Origin of the sequence: Methanocalculus taiwanensis, assembly GCF_024372745.1 — an archaeon.
Taxonomy (GTDB): Archaea; Halobacteriota; Methanomicrobia; order Methanomicrobiales; family Methanocorpusculaceae; genus Methanocalculus; species Methanocalculus taiwanensis.
The window spans coordinates 1-20,328 of sequence record NZ_VOTZ01000030.1; the positions used below are offsets into that span (position 1 = coordinate 1).

The 20,328-nt window shown below is 53.1% G+C and carries 23 protein-coding genes, 1 tRNA gene and 1 other RNA gene; 11 read left to right on the top strand and 14 right to left on the bottom strand.

Going from position 1 to position 20,328, the window contains the following annotated elements:
- Positions 1–205 precede the first annotated feature (205 nt).
- The 4 genes from FTO68_RS10660 (at position 206) to FTO68_RS10675 (ending at position 2,965) form a co-directional block, all read left to right on the top strand.
- Positions 206–279: transfer RNA gene (locus FTO68_RS10660), tRNA-Ile, on the top strand.
- Positions 280–631: 352 nt separating this feature from the next.
- Positions 632–1,660: a hypothetical protein gene (locus tag FTO68_RS10665; RefSeq protein ID WP_255333395.1), complete on the top strand. Its 1,029-nt coding sequence runs from the start codon at positions 632–634 to the stop codon at positions 1,658–1,660.
- Positions 1,661–1,675: 15 nt separating this feature from the next.
- An RNA gene (gene ffs / locus FTO68_RS10670) (signal recognition particle sRNA) lies at positions 1,676–1,985 on the top strand.
- 14 nt (positions 1,986–1,999) lie between these two features.
- Complete coding sequence (locus FTO68_RS10675; protein ID WP_304364253.1) at positions 2,000–2,965, top strand: malate dehydrogenase; 966 nt, start codon at positions 2,000–2,002, stop codon at positions 2,963–2,965.
- 17 nt (positions 2,966–2,982) lie between these two features.
- Here the strand turns inward: FTO68_RS10675 and FTO68_RS10680 are convergent, their stop codons facing one another.
- Genes FTO68_RS10680 through FTO68_RS10690 form a run of 3 tightly spaced genes read right to left on the bottom strand, consistent with a single transcriptional unit; the run spans position 2,983 to position 4,038 of the window.
- Positions 2,983–3,243, bottom strand: coding sequence for an elongation factor 1-beta (locus FTO68_RS10680; protein WP_255333396.1), 261 nt, complete (start codon positions 3,241–3,243; stop codon positions 2,983–2,985).
- Positions 3,244–3,245: 2 nt separating this feature from the next.
- Entirely contained in the window at positions 3,246–3,407 is a 162-nt protein-coding gene (locus FTO68_RS10685; protein ID WP_255333397.1) for a zinc finger domain-containing protein, read from the bottom strand.
- Positions 3,408–3,441: 34 nt separating this feature from the next.
- A complete protein-coding gene (locus FTO68_RS10690; protein WP_255333398.1) occupies positions 3,442–4,038 on the bottom strand; it encodes an amino acid kinase family protein in 597 nt (198 codons plus the stop codon).
- A 50-nt stretch (positions 4,039–4,088) separates the two neighbouring features.
- On the opposite strand from FTO68_RS10690, the gene FTO68_RS10695 reads away from it, so the two are divergent.
- Complete coding sequence (locus tag FTO68_RS10695; protein ID WP_255333399.1) at positions 4,089–5,786, top strand: phospholipase D-like domain-containing protein; 1,698 nt, start codon at positions 4,089–4,091, stop codon at positions 5,784–5,786.
- On the opposite strand, the gene FTO68_RS10700 is transcribed toward FTO68_RS10695, so the two are convergent.
- Both FTO68_RS10700 and FTO68_RS10705 read right to left on the bottom strand, forming a co-directional pair.
- The gene (locus FTO68_RS10700) at positions 5,783–6,103 is read right to left on the bottom strand and encodes a transcriptional regulator (protein WP_255333400.1); all 321 of its coding nucleotides are present in this window, start codon (positions 6,101–6,103) and stop codon (positions 5,783–5,785) included. The two genes, FTO68_RS10695 and FTO68_RS10700, sit on opposite strands and share 4 nt — an antisense overlap.
- Positions 6,100–6,336: a winged helix-turn-helix domain-containing protein gene (locus FTO68_RS10705; RefSeq protein ID WP_255333401.1), complete on the bottom strand. Its 237-nt coding sequence runs from the start codon at positions 6,334–6,336 to the stop codon at positions 6,100–6,102. The genes FTO68_RS10700 and FTO68_RS10705 overlap by 4 nt, the downstream gene beginning before the upstream one ends.
- A 68-nt stretch (positions 6,337–6,404) precedes the next feature.
- On the opposite strand from FTO68_RS10705, the gene FTO68_RS10710 reads away from it, so the two are divergent.
- Positions 6,405–6,764: a hypothetical protein gene (locus tag FTO68_RS10710; RefSeq protein ID WP_255333402.1), complete on the top strand. Its 360-nt coding sequence runs from the start codon at positions 6,405–6,407 to the stop codon at positions 6,762–6,764.
- Here FTO68_RS10710 and FTO68_RS10715 read toward each other — a convergent pair.
- The 3 genes from FTO68_RS10715 to FTO68_RS10725 form a co-directional block, all read right to left on the bottom strand.
- A complete protein-coding gene (locus FTO68_RS10715; RefSeq protein ID WP_255333403.1) occupies positions 6,761–6,952 on the bottom strand; it encodes a hypothetical protein in 192 nt (63 codons plus the stop codon). The genes FTO68_RS10710 and FTO68_RS10715 overlap by 4 nt on opposite strands.
- Before the next feature lie 43 nt (positions 6,953–6,995).
- Positions 6,996–8,510: an SLC13 family permease gene (locus FTO68_RS10720; protein ID WP_255333404.1), complete on the bottom strand. Its 1,515-nt coding sequence runs from the start codon at positions 8,508–8,510 to the stop codon at positions 6,996–6,998.
- 115 nt (positions 8,511–8,625) lie between these two features.
- Positions 8,626–9,150, bottom strand: a complete 525-nt coding sequence (locus FTO68_RS10725; protein WP_255333405.1) for a HEAT repeat domain-containing protein — start codon at positions 9,148–9,150, stop codon at positions 8,626–8,628.
- A gap of 122 nt (positions 9,151–9,272) precedes the next feature.
- Between FTO68_RS10725 and FTO68_RS10730 the strand changes: the two genes are divergently transcribed.
- Positions 9,273–9,659 (top strand): hypothetical protein, encoded by a 387-nt coding sequence (locus tag FTO68_RS10730; protein ID WP_255333406.1) that lies wholly within the window; start codon positions 9,273–9,275, stop codon positions 9,657–9,659.
- An 88-nt stretch (positions 9,660–9,747) separates the two neighbouring features.
- On the opposite strand, the gene FTO68_RS10735 is transcribed toward FTO68_RS10730, so the two are convergent.
- Genes FTO68_RS10735 through FTO68_RS10750 form a run of 4 tightly spaced genes read right to left on the bottom strand, consistent with a single transcriptional unit; the run spans position 9,748 to position 12,655 of the window.
- Positions 9,748–10,554, bottom strand: coding sequence for a metal ABC transporter permease (locus FTO68_RS10735; RefSeq protein ID WP_368659901.1), 807 nt, complete (start codon positions 10,552–10,554; stop codon positions 9,748–9,750).
- Positions 10,544–11,314, bottom strand: coding sequence for a metal ABC transporter ATP-binding protein (locus tag FTO68_RS10740; protein WP_255333407.1), 771 nt, complete (start codon positions 11,312–11,314; stop codon positions 10,544–10,546). Before FTO68_RS10740 ends, FTO68_RS10735 begins: the two co-directional genes overlap by 11 nt.
- Entirely contained in the window at positions 11,311–12,237 is a 927-nt protein-coding gene (locus tag FTO68_RS10745) for a metal ABC transporter solute-binding protein, Zn/Mn family (RefSeq protein WP_255333408.1), read from the bottom strand. Before FTO68_RS10745 ends, FTO68_RS10740 begins: the two co-directional genes overlap by 4 nt.
- On the bottom strand, positions 12,221–12,655 hold the full coding sequence (locus tag FTO68_RS10750) for a metal-dependent transcriptional regulator (protein ID WP_255333409.1): 435 nt from the start codon (positions 12,653–12,655) through the stop codon (positions 12,221–12,223). Before FTO68_RS10750 ends, FTO68_RS10745 begins: the two co-directional genes overlap by 17 nt.
- 111 nt (positions 12,656–12,766) lie before the next feature.
- Here FTO68_RS10750 and FTO68_RS10755 point away from each other — a divergent pair, with 111 nt between their 5' ends.
- Complete coding sequence (locus FTO68_RS10755; protein ID WP_255333410.1) at positions 12,767–13,768, top strand: YbgA family protein; 1,002 nt, start codon at positions 12,767–12,769, stop codon at positions 13,766–13,768.
- On the opposite strand, the gene FTO68_RS10760 is transcribed toward FTO68_RS10755, so the two are convergent.
- Positions 13,761–14,984, bottom strand: a complete 1,224-nt coding sequence (locus FTO68_RS10760) for a MiaB/RimO family radical SAM methylthiotransferase (RefSeq protein ID WP_255333411.1) — start codon at positions 14,982–14,984, stop codon at positions 13,761–13,763. The two genes, FTO68_RS10755 and FTO68_RS10760, sit on opposite strands and share 8 nt — an antisense overlap.
- A gap of 132 nt (positions 14,985–15,116) precedes the next feature.
- On the opposite strand from FTO68_RS10760, the gene FTO68_RS10765 reads away from it, so the two are divergent.
- Positions 15,117–15,731 carry an HD domain-containing protein gene (locus FTO68_RS10765; protein WP_255333412.1) on the top strand — a complete coding sequence of 205 codons (615 nt, stop codon included), beginning with the start codon at positions 15,117–15,119 and terminating at the stop codon, positions 15,729–15,731.
- Here FTO68_RS10765 and FTO68_RS10770 read toward each other — a convergent pair.
- On the bottom strand, positions 15,728–16,306 hold the full coding sequence (locus FTO68_RS10770) for a MerR family transcriptional regulator (RefSeq protein ID WP_255333413.1): 579 nt from the start codon (positions 16,304–16,306) through the stop codon (positions 15,728–15,730). The genes FTO68_RS10765 and FTO68_RS10770 overlap by 4 nt on opposite strands.
- Positions 16,307–16,436: 130 nt before the next feature.
- On the opposite strand from FTO68_RS10770, the gene FTO68_RS10775 reads away from it, so the two are divergent.
- A complete protein-coding gene (locus FTO68_RS10775; RefSeq protein WP_255333414.1) occupies positions 16,437–18,629 on the top strand; it encodes a hypothetical protein in 2,193 nt (730 codons plus the stop codon).
- Positions 18,626–20,140, top strand: coding sequence for a PKD domain-containing protein (locus FTO68_RS10780; RefSeq protein ID WP_255333415.1), 1,515 nt, complete (start codon positions 18,626–18,628; stop codon positions 20,138–20,140). Before FTO68_RS10775 ends, FTO68_RS10780 begins: the two co-directional genes overlap by 4 nt.
- The last annotated feature ends 188 nt before the right edge of the window (positions 20,141–20,328 follow it).

The window sequence follows — 20,328 nt, forward strand, 5'->3', positions numbered from 1 at the left end:
GGAATGCATTCTGGTACCTGAACCTGACGGATAAGATGAAGGAACAGCTGAAAGCGATGGGGTTCAAGGAACTGTTCCGGGAGAGAAGGTTGGGTCAGAGTGGGTTATAAAACCGGAAAGTCAGGTCATACATCTTTTTTAGTGTTTGGGTCAACAGATAATGGTACATTACCACACCTGTTCTATGGTACTGTGATCCAGAACAGGGCCTGTAGCTTAGTTGGTTAGAGCGCCCGGCTCATAACCGGGCGGTCATGCGTTCAAATCGCATCAGGCCCATCTTATATATTCTGCTCCAGGCTTCGTCCTCCTCAGGCAGAAGCCAACCCTCTGTTGGTTCTACGTAAATAATTCTCTCCCGAATCTGACTGGCCAGAGGAGAATAAGAACTCAATCCTATTCTCTCTGCAGCAGTTGAGGGGGTTTGGGTTCTACTCCCTCCCGATCTCTCACACAAAAGGCGCGCATGGAAACTCCCTCCTGTTTCTCCTCTGATATCTCCCCAAATCATGATTTATCATGGAAAAACCACAATTTTATTTCTTTTTCCACCAGATCCGGAGCAATAGCGCATCTACCGCCAATACGGAAGACGCCGATCCTTTATCTTCTCCCGCTCCAAGTGGGGTATATGAAGTGCCCGGTCTGTGGTGACGACTGCGTCTCTGATGCTTTTGATATCATCAATACAATGGAGACGATCTTTTCGCCCTGCCCCCGGTGCAGGGGCAGGCATCTTGACAAGAAGAGCCCCCCGCCCGATTATGTCCCTCCTGATACCTGTTCCTGTGGGAAACGGTTCATTGACGATGTATATGCGGTGATGTACCGGATTGGTGTTGAAGAAGGAGATCTCACCGGCACCGAGCCTCTCAAGGAGGTCGGCACCCCCCTCATCCATCCCGGCTTTGTCATGCATGAAGCGCCATACCTGCCCCGGCACTCGCTCGTCCTCCTCACCGATCAGTTCAGCAGAAAAACCGCAGAACGAATTATTACCGAAGTCCCGGAAGTGAGGGGTGTCATTCAGGACAACCATATCGTTCCCGGGATTACCGATCCCGACTCGGATGAGCCGCCATTGACGCATACCCTCCTCGCGGGCTGCGATGTCCGGGCAAATATCTTCTCAACCCAGGTTGGCCCGATTGTCATCTACAAGCAGTCATCAATGATGCATATCGAATTTCCAAGACCGGTTAACCCAAAGATCATCTCTGTTGACCGGAAAATCTTCTCGAAACGGCCAAAGATCTTCGTTGATGCCTGTTGCGGGGCCGGCACACTCGGCATTGTAGCCGCACGTCTCGGCGTGCAGCACCTGATCCTCAATGATGCATGGTATGCAGCTGCCTTCTGGGCTGCATTCAACCTTAAAGTGAATCACGCGTACCTCGGGATCGATGATGTCGAGATATTTGAGAGTTACAATGCAATGGCAGAAACCCAAAAGAGGAGTGAACCCCGTCTCGTAGCAACCGCCCGGGGCAGCGTCTCGGCAGAGGTGTACCAGGGCGATTTCCGGCTTCTCTCACCCTATATCCCTGAGGGAAATGTCCTGGCAGTTATTGATCTCTTTGACAAAGCGTCCCGTGATATGGTTGAGGGCACCATCAATGAATGGAAAGCAAAAAACCATGGGGATGTATTTATCCCATAAAAAAACCTATGATTTACGGGAACTAGCCCGGGTGGTTAGACGTCACCTGTCACCCGAAACCGTCGACATGCGGGGGGCGAAGTCTGAGGAAGGCTGAGGCAGCTTCCGGGAAGCAGCGTCTTCCGACGTAGAAGCCTCGTCCTATGAGGTCAACGGCCAGGGACCAATCCTCCGGAGGGAGGTGAGGCCTGTTGCTGCGGGTACCGGTTCAGGCCCGGAAGGGAGCAGACTTACCGCAGACGTCTGGCGCCCATGGGGTAGCGGGGTGGAGAAGGGAGTCCTGTGGAACGGCGGTATGTGCTGTCGACCGATGACGTGTTCCCAATATTCCTGATTTCTATGGTGAAAGTAACGATCATCGGAGCGACCGGACAGGTCGGTTCATATGCAGCCCACGCAATATCGCAGATCCCTCATGTGAAAGAGGTGAGCCTCTTTGGGCGTGACGGAAATCAGCTCTACCTTGAAGGGCTGTCCCGTGATCTCAGGGACTCATTTGCAGCACGTGGAACCAACACACGGATCTCATGGAGCTGCGATGAGAAAGATCTCCGCGGTTCTGAGATCATCATACTGGCATCAGGTGCTCCGCGAAAGCCTGACCAGAACAGGCTCGATCTCGCCGTTGATAATGCACGTATCGTTGCAGGATATGCAGAAAAGATTGGCAGAAACGCATCTGAGACACTACTCTTTGTCGTCTCAAATCCCGTCGATGTCATGACGGGAGTAGCACTCAGGTACTCAAATCTCCCGCCACACCGGGTATTCGGGCTTGGTACGCACCTCGACTCGATGCGGCTGAAATCCTGTATTGCTGAGTTCTTTAATGTCCATGTCTCGGAGGTCCATACCAGGATCATCGGCGAGCATGGCGATTCGATGGTGCCCCTCTGGTCTGCAACGACAATTGGCGGAATCCAGATAAACAATCTCCCTGCCTTCTCGCATATTCCAAAAGACGAGATGATGGAGCGGGTAAAGACGAGCGGCTCTTTAATCATCAGGAACAAGGGCTCAACAGTCTATGGTCCGGGCGATGCGATAGCTACCATCATCAGGACAATTGTTGAGGACGAACACAGGATATTAACCGTCTCGGCATTCATCCAGAAAGAGGTGCATGATATCGGGAGCGTCTGTATCGGTGTTCCTGCACGGATCACGCGGGGTGGCGCATTTCCAGTGCCAATCAAACTCTCTGACGATGAGCTGGAGGCATTCAGGCTTTCAACCGAACAGATTCGGGAGATTACGCATCTTGTCTTCGAGCAACTCGAATCAGAAGAAATTCTGTCGGTATAATTTTAAAAAAAAATGTTTTAGATCATCCGGCTGAGATCGATAATCTCTGCACGGTCGATTCCGGGAATGTCATTGAACTGTGATTCAATCCCTTCTGTTGCGCCTTCCTCATCCTGGATGACTGTTGCAACCTTTAATGCAACAAGTCCAAAGCCGATAGGCTCGTCCCTGATATCCGAGACGCCGGGGATCTTCTCACGGATCGCCTGTTTTAACCCCTCGAGATCAACATCGGTTGATTCCGGCATCACTTTCAGGATTACTGCAACTGAGCCCATATTCACGGCCCCTGAAATCCGCACTTCTGGCAGATGTATGGGATGCTCTGTAATCTGCACTTTGCACACCGGCGTATAAGCTCGGAGCACTCTGGACATTTAAATTCGGTTGCCCCTCGCTCAGCGAGCGGGGCATGGCATGATGTGCACTTATCTGTTGACATAGTCGGACTCCCTTATATAGTTGGGATCAATCGGTTATAATCCCTCTGTCCGTCTTGGGATGTACGTGCCACTGGAAAAATCCCCTGATAATGCATGCAGGAGATCCCTCTTTCTCCTTCCGTTTATAACAGCCGCTTTCACATTGTGCTCAAGGATAAAGGGAATAAAGGCGTAATCGACAGTATCGGTTGCAAGGGGGCTTGCGATGATATCAACCTTCCTTCCGTCCGCGATGATCCCGTCCACCGATTTGAGGACGATAAGGGGGAGGGAAAATCTCCATGCTGCCCACGCAGCGATGGTATCAGATGTCACATCCCAGCTATGCGGCAGGGGATCCTCTCTCCTCAGGAGGCAGTAGGGCAGGAGGACTGACGGGTGACTAACAGGCACAATCCCATCAATCGGTGGGATTCCAAGCGATGCAATCCGATGGCCGTACTGCTCCATCGCCGAGATTGCCATCCAGTGCGCGGAATCCGGATCGGGATCGAGCAGCCTTACTGCATCAGCTCCCGCTCCGCCGCCCGGCACGATCACAAGCCTCATCCTGCAGCTTTTGAATACTGATACCAGATCCGGCAGGATATCCGCGAGGCTCCCTCCCACCTTCACCACATACCCGTCCATATGAACACTAAAACCGTGACGGCAATAAAGGAATAGATCGAACACTCTTCATGCATAAGCCCCTCTTCTGCTTTCTTCTCATCCTTTTCTTTATTCCTGCGGCTGCCACCGCCGATATCACCATTACCGCATTCTGCCCTGATCCGTACCTGACTTATGATCCCGATGAATACATCGTCTTTTCCGGGCAGGGAAGCCTGGATGGGTGGACAGTAACCGATGGCGAAGGGACACTCAGCTTCCCTCCGGGAACCAGGATACATGGTGGGCTGGTCATTGCCCGCCAGGCAGAAGCATACAGGAAAACACACGGTACCTACCCTGACTTTGAATGGGAATATTCAACACCAATCGTCCCGACGCTCCCCCAGAGCGGCCGTTTCATCCTGGCAAATACGGAAGATGAGTTAGAGCTCCTGTACCATGGAAGCGAGCGTTTTTCAATTGCATGGCCACGGGATGTGAAGCCTCGGGAAGGCCAGGTTCACAGGATTGTTGATGGTGTCTGGAATCCACGCCCCTTCATGATCGGGCAGAGTGATTTTTCCCCGATCCGCATTGAGGGTGTCTCTGCCATGCTCTTCGTCTCTCCTGACTCCTCCTATGAAGTGGTGGAAGATGCAATCAAATCCGCTGAGAAGTCGATAGAAATAGGCGTGTATGAATTCACGCATCCTGGTATCGGCGAACTCCTCCTCGATGCACATGAGCGGGGTGTTTCAGTGAGGGTGCTGGTGGAAGGCTCTCCGGTTGGCGGGATTGCGCCGGAACAGGCAGCCCTTCTTACTGTCATGAACCGTACCGGCATCCCGGTTGATCTCATGCGTGCATCCGGAGAGATCCGATCCCGGTATCGTTTCATGCATGCCAAATATCTCATCATAGATTCCAAATCTGTTCTTCTCGCAAGCGAAAACCTCAAAGAGAGCGGTATCCCCTTCACCGGCTATGAAGGCAACAGGGGATGGGGTATCTGGATACATGATACACGGGTTGCTGAGTACTTCGGCTGTGTCTATTCAGAAGATGCAGCCGGAAGGGATGTTGTCCCGATCACCCCGGCACAGGCGCCAGGCATTCCAACAGCTGCGGCAATTCCTCCCCGAAACTCCCGATTTGCACCGCTCTGGATAGATGATGCAATCATCATCCCGGTTATCTCCCCCGACACCTCCCATCTTGTTCCGGAGATGATAGCAGAGGCAACATCCACACTGGAGATTCAGCAGGCATATATCAGCAACTGGACGAACAATGCGCCGAACCCCTGGCTGGATGCCGCAATTGATGCCGCCCGCCGCGGGGTGAATGTCCGGATCATCCTTGATGCCAGCTGGTTCAATATCCAGGGGGATTTCGACAACGATGAGATGGCGGCATTCATCAACAGGTACGCAAAGACACATGATCTCCCGCTCGAGGTGCGGCTCTTCGATGCGGATCGGGCTGGTATCACCAAGATTCATACCAAAGGGGTGATAGTCGATGGAAATGCCGTCCTTGTATCAAGCATCAACTGGAATGAGAATTCACCAATGAATAACAGGGAGGCGGGAGTGATCATTCGCCATCCCGATGCCGCAGCATACTACCTGCGGGTTTTTGAGGAGGACTGGAAGAATGAGTATCGCAGATCACAATCAACCTTCGCCCTCCCCTCTGAGGAGTGGCCAAAACCGGCAATCGCTATCGCTATTCTTGTATTCTTTGCAGGAATAATCATAGGAAAGAGGATCAGGAGAGATTAACGGCTTTTTCCCGTTTTCTTTGTGCAATTACAGATATCACAGATAGTAATCGAATGTGAATTGTCATTCATCACGGCAAATGCCCATCGTTCGAGCATCTCTGTCATATCCTCAGAGAGTTCAATCTCGCCTGATCCCCGCTTTCTGCTGAGATACTGAGATATTGCGGCACGTGATATCCCGAGGCGTCGGGATACTTCGCTCTGCCTGACACCCTGTACGTTCACCAGCCTGTAAACAAGCTCAGCCCTCATACGGGGTAGCACGTTTCGTGCCAGTTCGTCACAGTGGGTGATGTCGCAGAGCGGCTCTTTCATGCCGTAGCCCTCTGGCTATCTGCGATTCTGCATTCATAGATGATCTGTCGTGCGTCCCGAAAGTTGAACTTTTCAAGGATGAGACCCTGTTCCTTGAGCCGCTTGAGTGCATACCGGACTGTCCGGGGTGCAAGGCTGCTCTCTTTGACGATATCCTTGTGTGTCATTGAACCGCCCTGCTGAAGAAGGTGTAGAACTTTCTGCGAGGAGGGTGGCAGCATATGGGGGTGCATATCAGTATGTTAATGCTGTTAACATATGAACCTATCGCTTATTATAAGATCCGGTAGATCTATGTAAAATGGCGGGATTCTCGCATATAAAAGCAGTGATGATTATCGTTGGCTCTCTCCTTCTGATCCTCCTCTTTCATGGTACAGTATCGCTGGCGGGGCCAGCCCTCTTCTCTATTCCCTATGATCCCGCCCTCCCTGATGGGAAGATGGTCGTCTATTCCGGTACTGTCGAGGATATCAGGAGAACATGGAGCGGTGGCCATATGGTTGCCGACCTCTCGGGTGTGAAACTCTATATTCCCCATGGGGTTGATGCTCCTTCTCTCAGGATCGGCGATCAGCTTACTGCCTATGGTCTCCTCTCAACCTATGACGGTCAGAGGGAGATTGTAATAAGGGCAGGATCGGATCTGATCCTCCATTAGCGTGGACCAGACTCAAAGATATCGGCATTCTTCTGTGTATCAAATTTCAGGCTGCCGAAACTCCTGCTTTTCTTCTCTTTTCCCCTATCGCTATTGATATCGGTATCAACACGCTTCTTCTGCCTCCGTCCCTCAACACCGGCTCCTGTGGAGAGATTCTTATCATCCTTAATTAAAATTCGTGACATATGCAGGCTATTGACCTCACGAGAGATAAGGATGATGGAGGAATCAGGGATTGACTGCCCATGCAGGGAGGTCAGGGGTGAACCCGATTGCCCACATCACAACGGTGAAGAGGAAAAATGTCCAGAAGAAGACACCGATGAAGTTGAGTGCCCATCCTGATTTGAAGAGGGTCTTCATATCGATGTACCCGGTCCCAAAGGCTACTGCATTTGGCGGGGTGGCAACCGGGAGCATGAATGCGAGTGAGGCACAGATTGCGGCAGTCAGCATCAGCATGTAAGGATGGATCTCCATCGATATCGCGGTGACGGCCATGATAGGCATCATCACCGACGCAATGGCAGTATTTGATGAAACTTCGGTGAGGAGTGAGACTGCAGTTGCCACAATCAGCACGATTATAACGATCGGAAGGAGCGAGAGCATCGAGAAGGAGTCCACGATCAGTTGTGCAAGCCCGCTCGCGATAAATGCGGCAGATAAGCAGAGCCCTCCTCCAAAGAGGATTAAAATACCCCAGGGGATCTTCTGAGCCCATTCCCAGTTCATCGTAAAGATCCCTTTCTTCATATCGACCGGGAGCACGAAGAGGAGGAGCGCTCCGAAGATGGCAATCACTGTGTCATTGATGCCGGGGAAGAGCTGGTCAAGTCCGGGGAGAGTGAATCCCCCGATCACCTTGGTGGAGGCAAATATCCAGCAGAATGCAGTAAGGAGGAAGACAAAGAGGGTCCATTTCTCACCCGTGCTCATCGGCCCAAGCTCCTCCATCTCCTGGTGGATCACGTCCTTTGCCTGGGAGAGTTTCTGTGGAAGGTGGCGGTAGGGGACCTTAATCAGCCAGAGCCAGACGATCGGGATGAGGATCGCGGCAAATGGAATGCCGAACTTCATCCATGTAAAAAAGTCGATCGTCGGGGCGAGTGGGAAGAGAACTTTCATCTGCGCGATGAAGATCCCGTTTGGCGGTGATCCGATGATGGTTGCAATCCCGCCGATATTTGCCGCATAGGCGACTGCGATGACGAGGCATCCGGCAAAATCCCGCTGTTCCTCGGTCATCTCATCGAGTTTGGTATTCACAGCCGGCATTACAGTGGCGATGATCGCAATCGCGATTGGGATCATCATCATCGCAGTGGCGGTATTTGAGATCCACATCGAGAGAAAACCGGTTGCAACCATGAATCCAAGAATAAGACGCCTGGGACTCGTGCCAACAATATTGATGATAGAGAGTGCGATCCGTCTGTGGAGCCCCCATCTCTGCATCGACATCGCAATGAGAAAACCGCCGAGGAAGAGGAAGATAACCGGGTCAGCGTACGGGGTTGTTGCCTCCCTGACCGAGAGGACTCCAAGGAGCGGGAAGAGGACAATCGGAAGAAGGGCTGTCACTTCAAGCGGCACTGCCTCTGTCACCCAGAGTATTGCCATGAGGAGTGTCACAGCAGCGACGTATCGCGCTTCGATCGGGATAATCTCCGGATCAACCGGTGCAAGGATAACTGCAATAAAGACCAGTATGCCAATTATTTTCCCGATCTCTTTCTTCATTCCTTCAATATTTGGGAGTCAGAGAATATTAGTATTCCTTTTTGAACCCTCACCGTTCCTGAAGGCAAAAATATAGGTGAATAGGGTTTCAAAATGAAAAAAGGACATTGATGTTTTATCGGTTGCGGGTGACCTTTCCAGCTTCTCTCTTTCCAAGCTCTTTTTCGACAGTCTTTCGCACCGAATCATCCGGATCATCCCTGATGGATTCAAGGGCTTCCCATGCTGCATCTCCGCCAATCCTGGCAAGTGCTTTTACCGCCTCTTTTCTGACTTTTTTTTCGGGATCATTCTTCATGATATGGGAGAGCGCTTCTACTCCCCGTTCATCACCGATCCCGGCAAGCCCCTCGATGGCACCCAGCCGGTTCCATTTATCATTGTGTTTCAGCAGTTCGATCAGGTGGGGAACCGCCTCCGGATCCCCAAGCTGTCCGAGGGATTTTGCAGCAATCCAGCTGACATCTACAAACTCATCAGATAATGCTTCAATAAGGGGGCCGACAGCACGGGGATCTCCCTCTTTTCCTAGCGCTTCTGCTGCCCGCCACCTGAAATTCAGCGTCCCTTCCTGGAGAAGCGTTATTAAATGAAAGAACAGCTCCTCTTTTTTCGTACCCTTTTCATCGATCTCCGCCATCAGTTACACCATCGCGGATTTTTAATTCGTGCCTACATAAAGATGTTGCCTGCCCGGAGGAGACGGGCATTGCGGGTACTATAATCGTGCATCTGATATGCCCGCAATTCAAAGTACTGGGTATGGATGGGAAGAAAGGAAATGAGTGCAACACCTTTGCGGTTGCACCAGGAGAAAAAGTCGATATACTGGAGCTTGAGGAGCTTGGCTCCCGCTATTCGATTGCGATCTATCTCTATTTTGAAGAAGATCTAGCACGGAACAGTACACTTGCGAACGATATGGACACCTATGCGGCTGTTCCTGAATATGAACGGCCTTTCATACTGCTTGGACAGTTTATCGCCTTTGCCTCGGCCCAGGATCCCAAATTCCGTGATAAGCTGAAGGAACTTCCATTGATGCTTGAGGTGATCGCGTGTGGGGAGATGGCCATTGCAGGTGCAGAACACCGCTACATCACCACGCTGATGCCGTTCCTTGATGATATGGCTGCCCTTGCGATCTGATAACAAACGGATTTGCCATAATATCCGGATGAATGGGAGTGGCAGGCCATCCGCCTTACCCAAACTCCAATCATGGGTTTGCCATTCATCATCGCGTAAGGTGGCGCCCTGCAAGGAAGCCTCCATAGATCGCAGCACCGGCGAGGATGATCGTTGCGCCTGAGGGGAGATCGAATGCATATGATAGCGCAATCCCGATAAGGACCGTTCCGACTCCGATCAGAATGGCTGATGCCATCATCGTCCTGAGTGAATGCGTAAACAGCCGTGCGGTTGCGGCGGGCAGGGTCAGGAGCGCTATCACCAGTATGATGCCGACAACCGAGATGAGGGGGACGATGGTGAGTGCGATTAAGAGGAAGAGCACCAGTGTCAGTCCGGGAACCGGCAGCCCCATCACGCGGGCATACTCGGGGTCAAATGTTACCGCGACGAGCTGGTTATACAAGGCGATCACAACTGCCAGGATTACTACGAGAAGGAGCGCCATCAGGATGATGTCCGTCGAGGGGACGAGGAGAATGTTGCCGAAGAGATAGCTGAAGAGGTCGGGCGCATACCCTGGCGTTATCGCGACGAAGATGATCCCAAGCGCCATCCCGGTCGCCCAGACAGCACCGGTGATCGTATCTGTCTCCTGAAGTTCACGGATATTCAGGTGCCAGAGTATGAAGGCTGCCCCGATGGTGAAGATGACGGCGCCGATTAAGGGATCGATGCCAAGGAAGAATCCAAGGCCGACTCCTCCAAATGCGGCATGGGAGATCCCGCCGCTTGTTGCCACCATCCTCCTGACAACCACGAAACTCCCGACGATCCCGCAGGCTACAGCTGCAATCAGCCCTGCGATGATGGCGTTCTGGAAGAATCCATACTCCAGAATCTCAATCATCATATCCCTCTCCATGATGCCTGAGCACCCGGTGGGGCACGCCATGGGCGATCAGGTCAACGGGGCATCCGTACACGGATGTGAGCATACCGTCGGTGATCGACGCGTCGCCGTGGGTATAGAGCCGACGGTTCAGGCAGGCGATCCGGTTCACTTTGCCGGAGATTGCACTGATATCATGGGTTACAATGATAACAGCCATCGACTCCCTCAGAGCCTCTATCATCGAGAAGAACTGCTCCTCTGCGGGGGCATCGATATAAACGGTCGGCTCGTCGAGGATGAGGAGACGCGGTTCTCCTGCGAGCGCCCGTGCAATGATCGCCCGCTGCTGCTGGCCGCCTGAAAGGTCTGCAATCGGGTGATCCATAAGCCCGGAAAGGCCGATTTGATCAAGAGCGTTCTCCATTGCCTGGTAATCCTCCTCTCTATATCTCCTGAATAATCCGGCATTCTTCGGGAGCCTGCTCTGGAGAATCATCTCCGAGACGGTGATTGGAAATGAGAAGTCAAAGGTATGGAACTGGGGGACATACCCGATCAGATCCCGCCCCTCTTCCGGAGGATTCCCAAAGATCCGGATGGCTCCGCCTGAGAGCGGTAGAAGACCGAGGATTGCCTTGAGGAGTGTGGTCTTACCGCCGCCATTGGGGCCAATGATTGCTGCAAAATCATGCTCCTCCACCACAAAAGAGGCTCTCTCGACGACCACATGCCTCCCATAGCTGATCGTGACATCATCAAGCTGAAGTGCCGGCGTCATTTTTTCCCTCCTTTGAGGGCTTCTGCTACCTCGATAAAGTTTTCCAGATACGCTTCTGCAAGCGGATCGATCACAACCACCCGCCCTCCGATCTCATCTGCGATCACAAGGGCTGATCTCTGTGGGAACTGCGGTTCGATAAAGACGACACCGAGCTCCTCACGGTGGGCGGTGCTGATGATCTCCTGGATCTCCCGTGCAGTCGGCTCTTTTCCTCCGACATGTACGGCGATCTGTTCGAGCCCGTATTCGCGGGCAAAATATCCCCATGCATCATGCGTCACGATGAATCTCCGGTTCTGAATGCCGCTGAGTATCCCCCGCACCTCCTCATCAACACGCTGCGTCCGCAGACGATACTCAAGAAGGTTCTCCCTGTAGTTCTCCTCTCCTCCGGGATCTGCGGCGATAAGTGCCGTTGCGATCTTCTCTGCCATAATAGCGCCGTTATGAGGCGAGAGCCAGATATGCGGATCAGCGGCGCTATCATGGTGATTGGGATCCCCTGTTGGATTTGTCTGCCCATCATGATCTGTACGAATCAGGTCGATTTCCTCCGAGAGGCTGACGATCCTGATCGCCTGGTTCTGTGATGAGAGGCGATCTGCAAGCCTGTCCTCAAAAGGCAGCAGCCCCTCGCCGATTGTAAAGAAGATCGCAGACTGCGACAGCCTCTGTATCTGGCCTGGCGTCGGTTCGAAGGTATGGGGCTCTGTTCCGGGCGGTAAAACGACTTCAACACTGATCCGGTCAGATCCGATCGCCTCTGCAATCTCTTTTAACGGGGGTATTGAGACTGCAACAGGAATCGGCCCCTCCACAGTGCGAGACGCGGGTGTGCTGCATCCGGCAGAGGTGCAGGCGAGGATGAAGAGCGCGGCAATCACGATCAGCACTATTGGATGATTATTCCTGGCATTCAAAGCAACATCCCTCCTCATGTTCGATCCGTCCGCAGACCGACATCCTCGGGTGGCCGAGTGATGCGCAGATCCGGTTCACCGCTTCATGTGAGAGATAATATTCGAACTTTTGTACCTCGGCACAGGCTTCGCCTTGGGTAAAACCATAGTGGGATAGTAAAAGCGTCAGAATCCTGTGCCTCCTCTGAAAATAATGCGCGAATTCCTCCCCTTTTTCGGTAAGGGCTGCTCCGGCATATGGCGTATGTGCAAGGAGCCCCGCCTCGGCCATCTCACGGATCGCCTTCGATCCGGTTGATGGCGATATGCCAAAATTCCTGGCAATTTCTGTTGTTGTAACGCTTCCTCCTGCTTCAAGGATGTATTTCAGGAACTCTGCCTTCCGCGGTGTAATCTCCTCTTCAACTCCGGATGCCATACCCGGAGTATGGTTTTTTTGGTTGAAAAAGTTTCGCTTGGGTAAAACCTCGGGCACCTGTTGGATATATAGTATTGTCCGCTGAGTATGCACTGAGAGAGATGATAGAATATGGGAGGAAAGAGAGTATTCAGGAGGCCTGCCCTTGTGGTGAGCCGGTGTATCGAGTTCGATCATGTCAGGTACAACGGGGATATGATCGCAAGCCCTCTTGTTCGTTTGATGAAGCCCCTTGCAACCTTTATTCCGGTCTGCCCGGAGGTTGAGATAGGTCTTGGAATCCCTCGCGATACGATACGGATAGTCCTTGTTGATGGAGAGGAGCGGCTCATCCAGCCATCCACCGGACGCGATTTAACTGACATTATGCATCAGTTCTGCCGGGATTTTCTGGATAAGATCCCACCGGTTGACGGCTTTATCATGAAGAATAAGTCTCCGACCTCAGGCATTTCAGATGTGAAACGGTATCCTTTTCCTGGCTCTTCGGCTCCCGTCGGAAAGGGTCCGGGTTTCTTCGGGGGCATGGTGCTGGATCGCTTCAGCGGCCATCCGATCGAGGATGAGGGGCGGCTGAGGAACAGGAGAATCAGGGAACATTTTCTTACACGGATCTTCCTTCTGGCCGATCTCAGGCATATGGAAGAGATCGGATCGATGAATGCGCTAATACATCTCCATACTGAGAATAAACTCCTCTACCTCTCCTATAGCCAGATACTTCAACAGCGGCTCGGCCGGATCGTCGCCAATCCGGAGAAAAAACCCATTCGAGATCTTTTTGAAGAATACAGGGCAGTCCTGTCGGGGGGTATGAAGGCAGGCCCGCGTTATACTGCCGAGATAAATGTCATACTCCATGCATTCGGATACCTGAAAGATTCGCTCTCACGGGACGAGAAGGCCTTCTTCCTTGAGGAACTTGACTCATACCGGCAGGGCAGGATCCCGGTGTCTGTCATGAAAACACTGCTTCGGGGATGGATTCTGAGGGGAAATGCCCCTGCACTGGCAGAACAGACATGGTTTGCGCCATTCCCGGATCAGTTGATGATGCTTGATCCTGAGGATACCGGGAGGGGTCGCCGAATGTGGGATGAGGAGATCAGCTGATCCGCTTTCCGATAAGATAGTGGCGGCGGTGGCCGGTGATCATTGCCCGGCAGAAACTTCCAATAGGAAGGGCTTCTTGGAGGATCACCGGCCGGTATGCATGGTCCCGTGCGGTGACGGATCCCTCCTGCACCACCTCAGTCACGATCAGATCCATCTCCTGCCCGATGAACGATGAATAGATCCGATCGAAGATTTCCCCCGCAACTGCTGTTGCACGTCGTGACCGGTCTTTCTTGTAGCGATCCGGCATATCATACCAGCCGGCAGCCGGTGTACCCGGACGGTTCGAGTACCGGGTGATATTGATCTTCTCCGGCTCCATCGCCCGCAGGAGATCGATCGTCTCCAGAAACTCTTCATCGGTCTCGCCGGGAAACCCGCATATGATGTCAGTAGAGATCCGTGCATCCGGAAATGCCGATCGGATAGTCCAAATGAGTTCGATCACATCATCACGGGAGTAACGCCGTCCCATCTGATTTAGTATCCTGTCAGATCCGGACTGCACCGGGATATGGAAGAAAGAGAAGATCCTATCGTCTCTGCATGAGGTAAGGACGGAGTCGATAATCGGCCTGAGCGTATCGGGGTTCATCATCCCAAGCCGGATGCGGTACGATCCCGGCACCGTTTTAATCGCCTCGATGAGGTCCGCAAGAGTCTCCCCTCTCTCAATCCCCCATGCAGAGAGATCCTGTGCTGTCAGCTGAACCTCAACAGCGCCCTGTGCAATCCTTCCCCGCAGCTGCCTGAGCATCTCATCAATGGAATGGCTCAGAAGAGGGCCCCGTGCTTTTCTGGTGATGCAATAGGTGCAGTGTCCGGGGCATCCCTGTGCTACCTGGAGTATTGCCGGGTTCCCCTGGGGGTGCCCGCCTGCCTCCCTGAAATGGGAATGGATGGTGTCTGGATCGATCACCACGCCCCCGCATCCATAATCGATCTTCGGGAGGCAGCCGGTGACGAAGAGCTTATGGCCGGAGTACCATTCAAGCCTCTTTCTCATCTCCCGTTCTGTCCGTTCGATCACAATGCAGGTATTGATGAGTATGCAGTCTGCATCGTCGGCAGTCTCCACAATCTCACACCCCTGTGACGTGAGAATCACTTTGATCTTCTCGGTATCGCCTAAATTATAGGTACACCCATAGGTCTCGATGAAGACCCGCATATCCCGGATCTGCCCTATTGCATCCTCTTTATCCGGTTCCATGGGCATCTGCTCCTTTATATATCGGTCTGCACCGGGAAAAAAGCACCTGAGACATGAGGCAGGTTACGTTCCGCAGGAGAAGGGTATTTCACAAGGAGGAGCAAGGAAGAGGGTGAGGTACAGGAGATGCAGGTGGACTACCCCCATATTGAAGAAGATCAGCGAGATCGGATCGCCCAAATAATCTCATTTGCCAGAACATATTCTCCGGACAGGGGTCATGACGAGCAGGTAGCCAGAAACGCCCTCCAGCTCTTTGACCAGCTCTCCCCCTTGCATGGACTCCCGGGCAATGATCGGTTTCTCCTTCATGCAGCCTGTATCCTGCATGATATCGGGTGGAGCCGGGGAGATCGTGCCCATAATAAAAGCGGTGCCCGTATGGTGCGGCGCGACCGCACCCTCCCGTTAACGAAGGAAGAACGGCAGCAGATTGCACTGCTCGTCAGGTATCACAGGAAAGAACTGCCATCATCCTCTCAGAGGCGTTTTGCCGCGCTGAAAGCGGCAGATAAGAAGCGGGTGGCAATTCTCTCCTCCATTCTGAGGATTGCAGACGGCCTTGACCGCTCGCACCAGTCCCGTGTCGAGGCGATCACCGTCACAATCAGAAGAGATCGGGTGATCATCCGTTGCCATGCAAACAGCGAGGGGTATTCCGAACGCGAGTATGCGATGGCACGAGCGGATCTCTTTACCATGGTCTTCTCCCGGACAGTAGAGATCGACTGGAAGATAGCTGGTTAGCGGCAGAACCGTTTTGCAGTCCGTTCAAGCCACGATTTCCTGAGTTCGCGCTCCCGAAGATCCTCTTCAAGCTCGCGAACCTGAGACCAGAGTGTCCTGAGTTCCGATCGCGATAGGCATACCTCTTCTCTCAGCTCTCCAATTTCGCGGATTATCCGTTCGGTATCTGCTGACATAGAATCACGGATCGCAGCGAGACGGTGATCGATAGTAGTAGTCCTCTCTTCTGTCCTGCGGGTACAGATGACGATCTCATCCATACGGTCAGATCCCCTCGGGGGAGAAGGCGGCCTCTCATCCTTACTCTCACGTTTCTCCTCATCCCGTCCAATCTCATGGAGAGGCTTGCCTCCTTTCAGCACCGCGATGATTGCGTCATGGTACATCCCCTGTGCGCTCAGATCGGCGATCACCCGGAAGCGCTTCACGGCCCTCTGTTCATAGAGCCGGACCTTTCCGATGGTCCGATGCGGGAGGAACTCATCATATTCATCTGCATAGCGCCGTACGAGCTCCTCTGAAAGGGAGAGAAGGCCTGCTATCTCCTGTATCCTGACTGTATCGTCATCTGCCAATGAAATCACCACAATGATCTGTCGAACCGGAGGTCAACACTCCCCTCTCACAGTTCTTATTGGGAAGAAGCGTGTGCCGACTGAGGAGAAAGTCCTTATCTGTGTATGAATTATATAATATAATTAAGCAATGGATGGCAATAACGTACCCAAGGGGAGTTCATCCGATCATATTTTCTCTGGTGTCTCGATTAAAAATGAGCCTTTTGCTGTATCTGTAGACAGGGGTCTTCTCAGGCTCACGCCAGAATCGGGAACAGGCGGAGTCAGGGAATTTTCCCGTGGAGCTCTCTTCGATGCGGTTCCCGAGACAGATAGCGAAGGGCTCCCCTCACTTGCCCTTGCGATCAATACTCCGGGCGGGATCCGGCGGATGGTTCTCTCGTTTCCCGAGTGGGCCGGGGGCACTGCAGGCCGCAACAGGCTGGAGAGGTTGGTTCACCGGATTATTGAGGGGGCAGACTCACCTTCCGGCAATCTCCCGGTATCAGAAGGCGTTACTTTTCCGGGTGTCCGGATAAAAGGCGCCTCTTTTACCATCGGGATTGGCGGATCCGGGATCACCCTGACACCAGAGAATGCCGTATCCAGAATCGCCGATTTTTCACCGGAATCGATCAAAAATGTGGATATTGCGCCCGAAAATGGTGATGATCCTGCTCTGCTTCTTTCTATTGCAGTGAATGGCGCCACCCGGAATATGATCCTCGCGTTCCCCAGAGAGGCAGGAGGAATAGCCGCACGCAACCGGGCGATACGATCGATACACGGGATCGGTGGTGCAGAGAAACAAAACAGCAGGAACCTACCCTCCCTGCAGAAGCCTGCCACGCCGATATGCTCTGTATCAGGTATGATGATCAAGGAGACCCCTTTTCGGTCTGATATATTCCCTGACCGGATTGCGCTCATCCAGGAGACTGGCAATTCTGTTGCCCGTGAATTTACCAGAAGCGAGATCTTTGATATTGTTCCTGAGTTTACCCCGGATGGCATCCAGTCTGCGGTGCTTGCAATCCGGACTCCAAGCGGCATCCGGCGCATGATCCTCCTCTTCCCGGAGGAGATTGGGGGTGCAGCAGAACGGGATCGTTTTGCCGGATTGGTCCGGGGGATCCTCGACGGAACGATTGGCACTGCCACTAAAAAGCAACAAGCCCCACTCTCTCCTCCTCCAAAGACCGAATACCCAATCTGCCAGAGATCGGAACTCTGCATGGATGATCAGCGTATTGGTCTTCTCCTGACCTCAAAACGGCTGATCATCTATCAGGGTGACGGGCAACACGCCTCTGTCAGGGAAGAGTTCCGCATCCAGCAGGTGCTTGACGCCTCCCCGACGATTGATATACGGGGAAAACCCGCCGTTACCATCTCGCTTATTACAAAAGAGAAGGAGATCGTCCCGCATACAATCGTATTTGATGATGAGGGTGAGCGCAACTCCTGGATCTCCCTTCTCACGGCAGATGAAACACCTCCCCCCATGATCGAGGAGGACTATGATGAAGGGGCGTTTCTCCGAAGTACAACGCAGGAAGAGGCAATCGGGGCACACCGGGAGGAAGAAGAGGACGGGGAGGAGATCCCACAGCCTGCCAGTGAGGATCAGAAGCCGCCTCCGGCCAACAGGTGCCCGGTCTGCGGTACGATCCTTTCTCCTGAAAGCCCATGGTGCGACAGCTGCGGTATCCGCCTCTCATCAGATTGCGACTGGCGGGGTCTTTCGGAGTACGTACTCCATACGGGATCATGCGATACTCTCACCCCCCCCCCGAAGCGTGAATATGGCAGGTTACTGACGTTTCTCTTTGTGCCGTCCGGAGCCGGGCGATTTAAGGATGATCCTATCCGGCTTCCGCTCCTCTTCTTCCTCACCTCCATTCTAACATGTATCCTCGGGACGATCGCGATCATCGGTATTCTGTCCGATTATGCCGGTCTTGATCCTACCCTCTTCCCTGTAATGTCGGAGTTCATTGCCAGTCCGGTAATGATTGGCGTCTTCACGGCATCGGCCCTCCTTGTTGCGGCCATCCTGGTGCTTATCACCGCAACCCTTGCATTTCTCTTTACCGGAAGGGTTGAAGGGAGCCTGGGAAGGGTTCTTCGGATCACCCTCTATTCGGTGCTTCCATTCGGAATAGCCGGGCTCATCCCTGTCATTGGTATCCTGATTGCCTGCCTGTGGTCCATCCTGATTCTCTCCGGTGCACTCAGGAGCACTTTTGATTTCTCAGTCTCCGCCTCTCTCTTCCCCCCGGTTGTCAGTTATGGAGCAGTCATCTTTGCCGTTATTTTCCTCTCTGGTGGGATGGTATGAGGCACACGCTTCTTCTCTCCCTGCTGCTCATCGTCGCATGCCTCTCCGGGGTAGCCTCCGGTGTCAATGTGATGGTGTCAAGCGATATCACCTCGGCGATGGTTCCCGGTACCATCACCTTCACTGGTTCTGTCATAGGAAACGAGACCGCTGTCAATGACTGGTCATGGCAGTTCTTCAGGATGGGTGATCCCTCATCTGCCACCCAGATTCCCGGTAGCGGGATGATTGTCACAAAGACCTTTGAGCGTCCGGGCACATACCGTGCCGTGCTGTATACCATCGTGGATGGCCGCAATTTCCAGAGCCAACCCTATGATGTGATTATCTATGAGCGTGATTTTGTCCCCGATCCGAAATTCGAGGCAACCCCGGTGAGTGGCACCGCCCCCCTGACGGTCAGGTTCACTGATACGTCTCCGGGTACCCCGACGAGCTGGCACTGGACATTCGGCGATGGCGCAACAGGGACCGGCCAGACGGTCACCCATACCTATACCGAACCGGGGAAATACTCAATCACCCTCTCCATACAGAACCCTGCAGGCAAGTACACGAAGACCTATTTTGACCATATCACCGTTAATCTTCCCCCGAAGGCAGCGTATTCTGCGAACAGAACAAGCGGCGAGATCCCTCTTGCCGTATCGTTTCATGATGAATCCACCGGTGGGATCACCACATGGAACTGGGATTTTGGCGATGGCACAACATCCACACTCCAGCACCCCTCGCATACCTATACGAGGAAGGGTACCTATACTGTAACACTTACCGTGGAGAACGCATATGGAGTGGCAACAATTGCAAAGAACAACCTCGTCAATACTGGCACGAATCCGGTTGTTGATTTTACCGCTGACCAGCAGAGCGGCGGCTCTCCCCTCACTGTGCAGTTCACCGATATCTCGGGAGGGATTCCGACCCAGTGGCGATGGGAGTTTGGAGACGGGAAGAACTCCATCCAGCAGAACCCGACACACACCTATACCCATCCCGGCACGTTCAGGGTGACCCTCCAAGCCTCAGGGGCAAATATTGCGGGCTCACTCAGCCGGACAGGGTATATTGTTGTGCGGGATAGGCCCACCGCAGTGTTTGATGCAGAAAATACATTTGGCCCGGCACCCCTGACCGTCCGCTTCTCGGATCGATCAGAAGGCGGGCCTGAGGAATGGCGGTGGGAGTTTGGGGATGGGTATGGAAGCTCCGGGCGTCACCCGGATCATACCTATACCAAAGAAGGCACCTACTCTGTGATGCTGACAATCCAGAACGCTGACGGGTCGGACTGGCACCAGAAAACCGATTATATAACCGTCATGGGGCCGACGATGACCCCTGAAGTGATGGCGAGGGGTGCTGTTGCAAATGATTTGGTTCTGAATGATACAGCAGATCCAATCCTCCCGTCTCCGACACTCAATATCACTCTTGATATTCCGATGGTACCGCCACGGGATCTCTTACGAGAATATCTCCAGCTGATTCTGGCAGTTCTCGGATTATAATCCCTGGAATACCATTATCATCTGGTCGGTTCCACTACCGGATATGAGCGTGAACTACCATGCCCTGAAGGGCGTGGCTTCCTGCTTCATGGACAATACTTGCATCACTGAGATGTGATGTAGCGGTATCATCTCCACAGGCTCAAAGGGCTGTTCCATCCCCACGCGGTGAATATTCACCGCAGCAT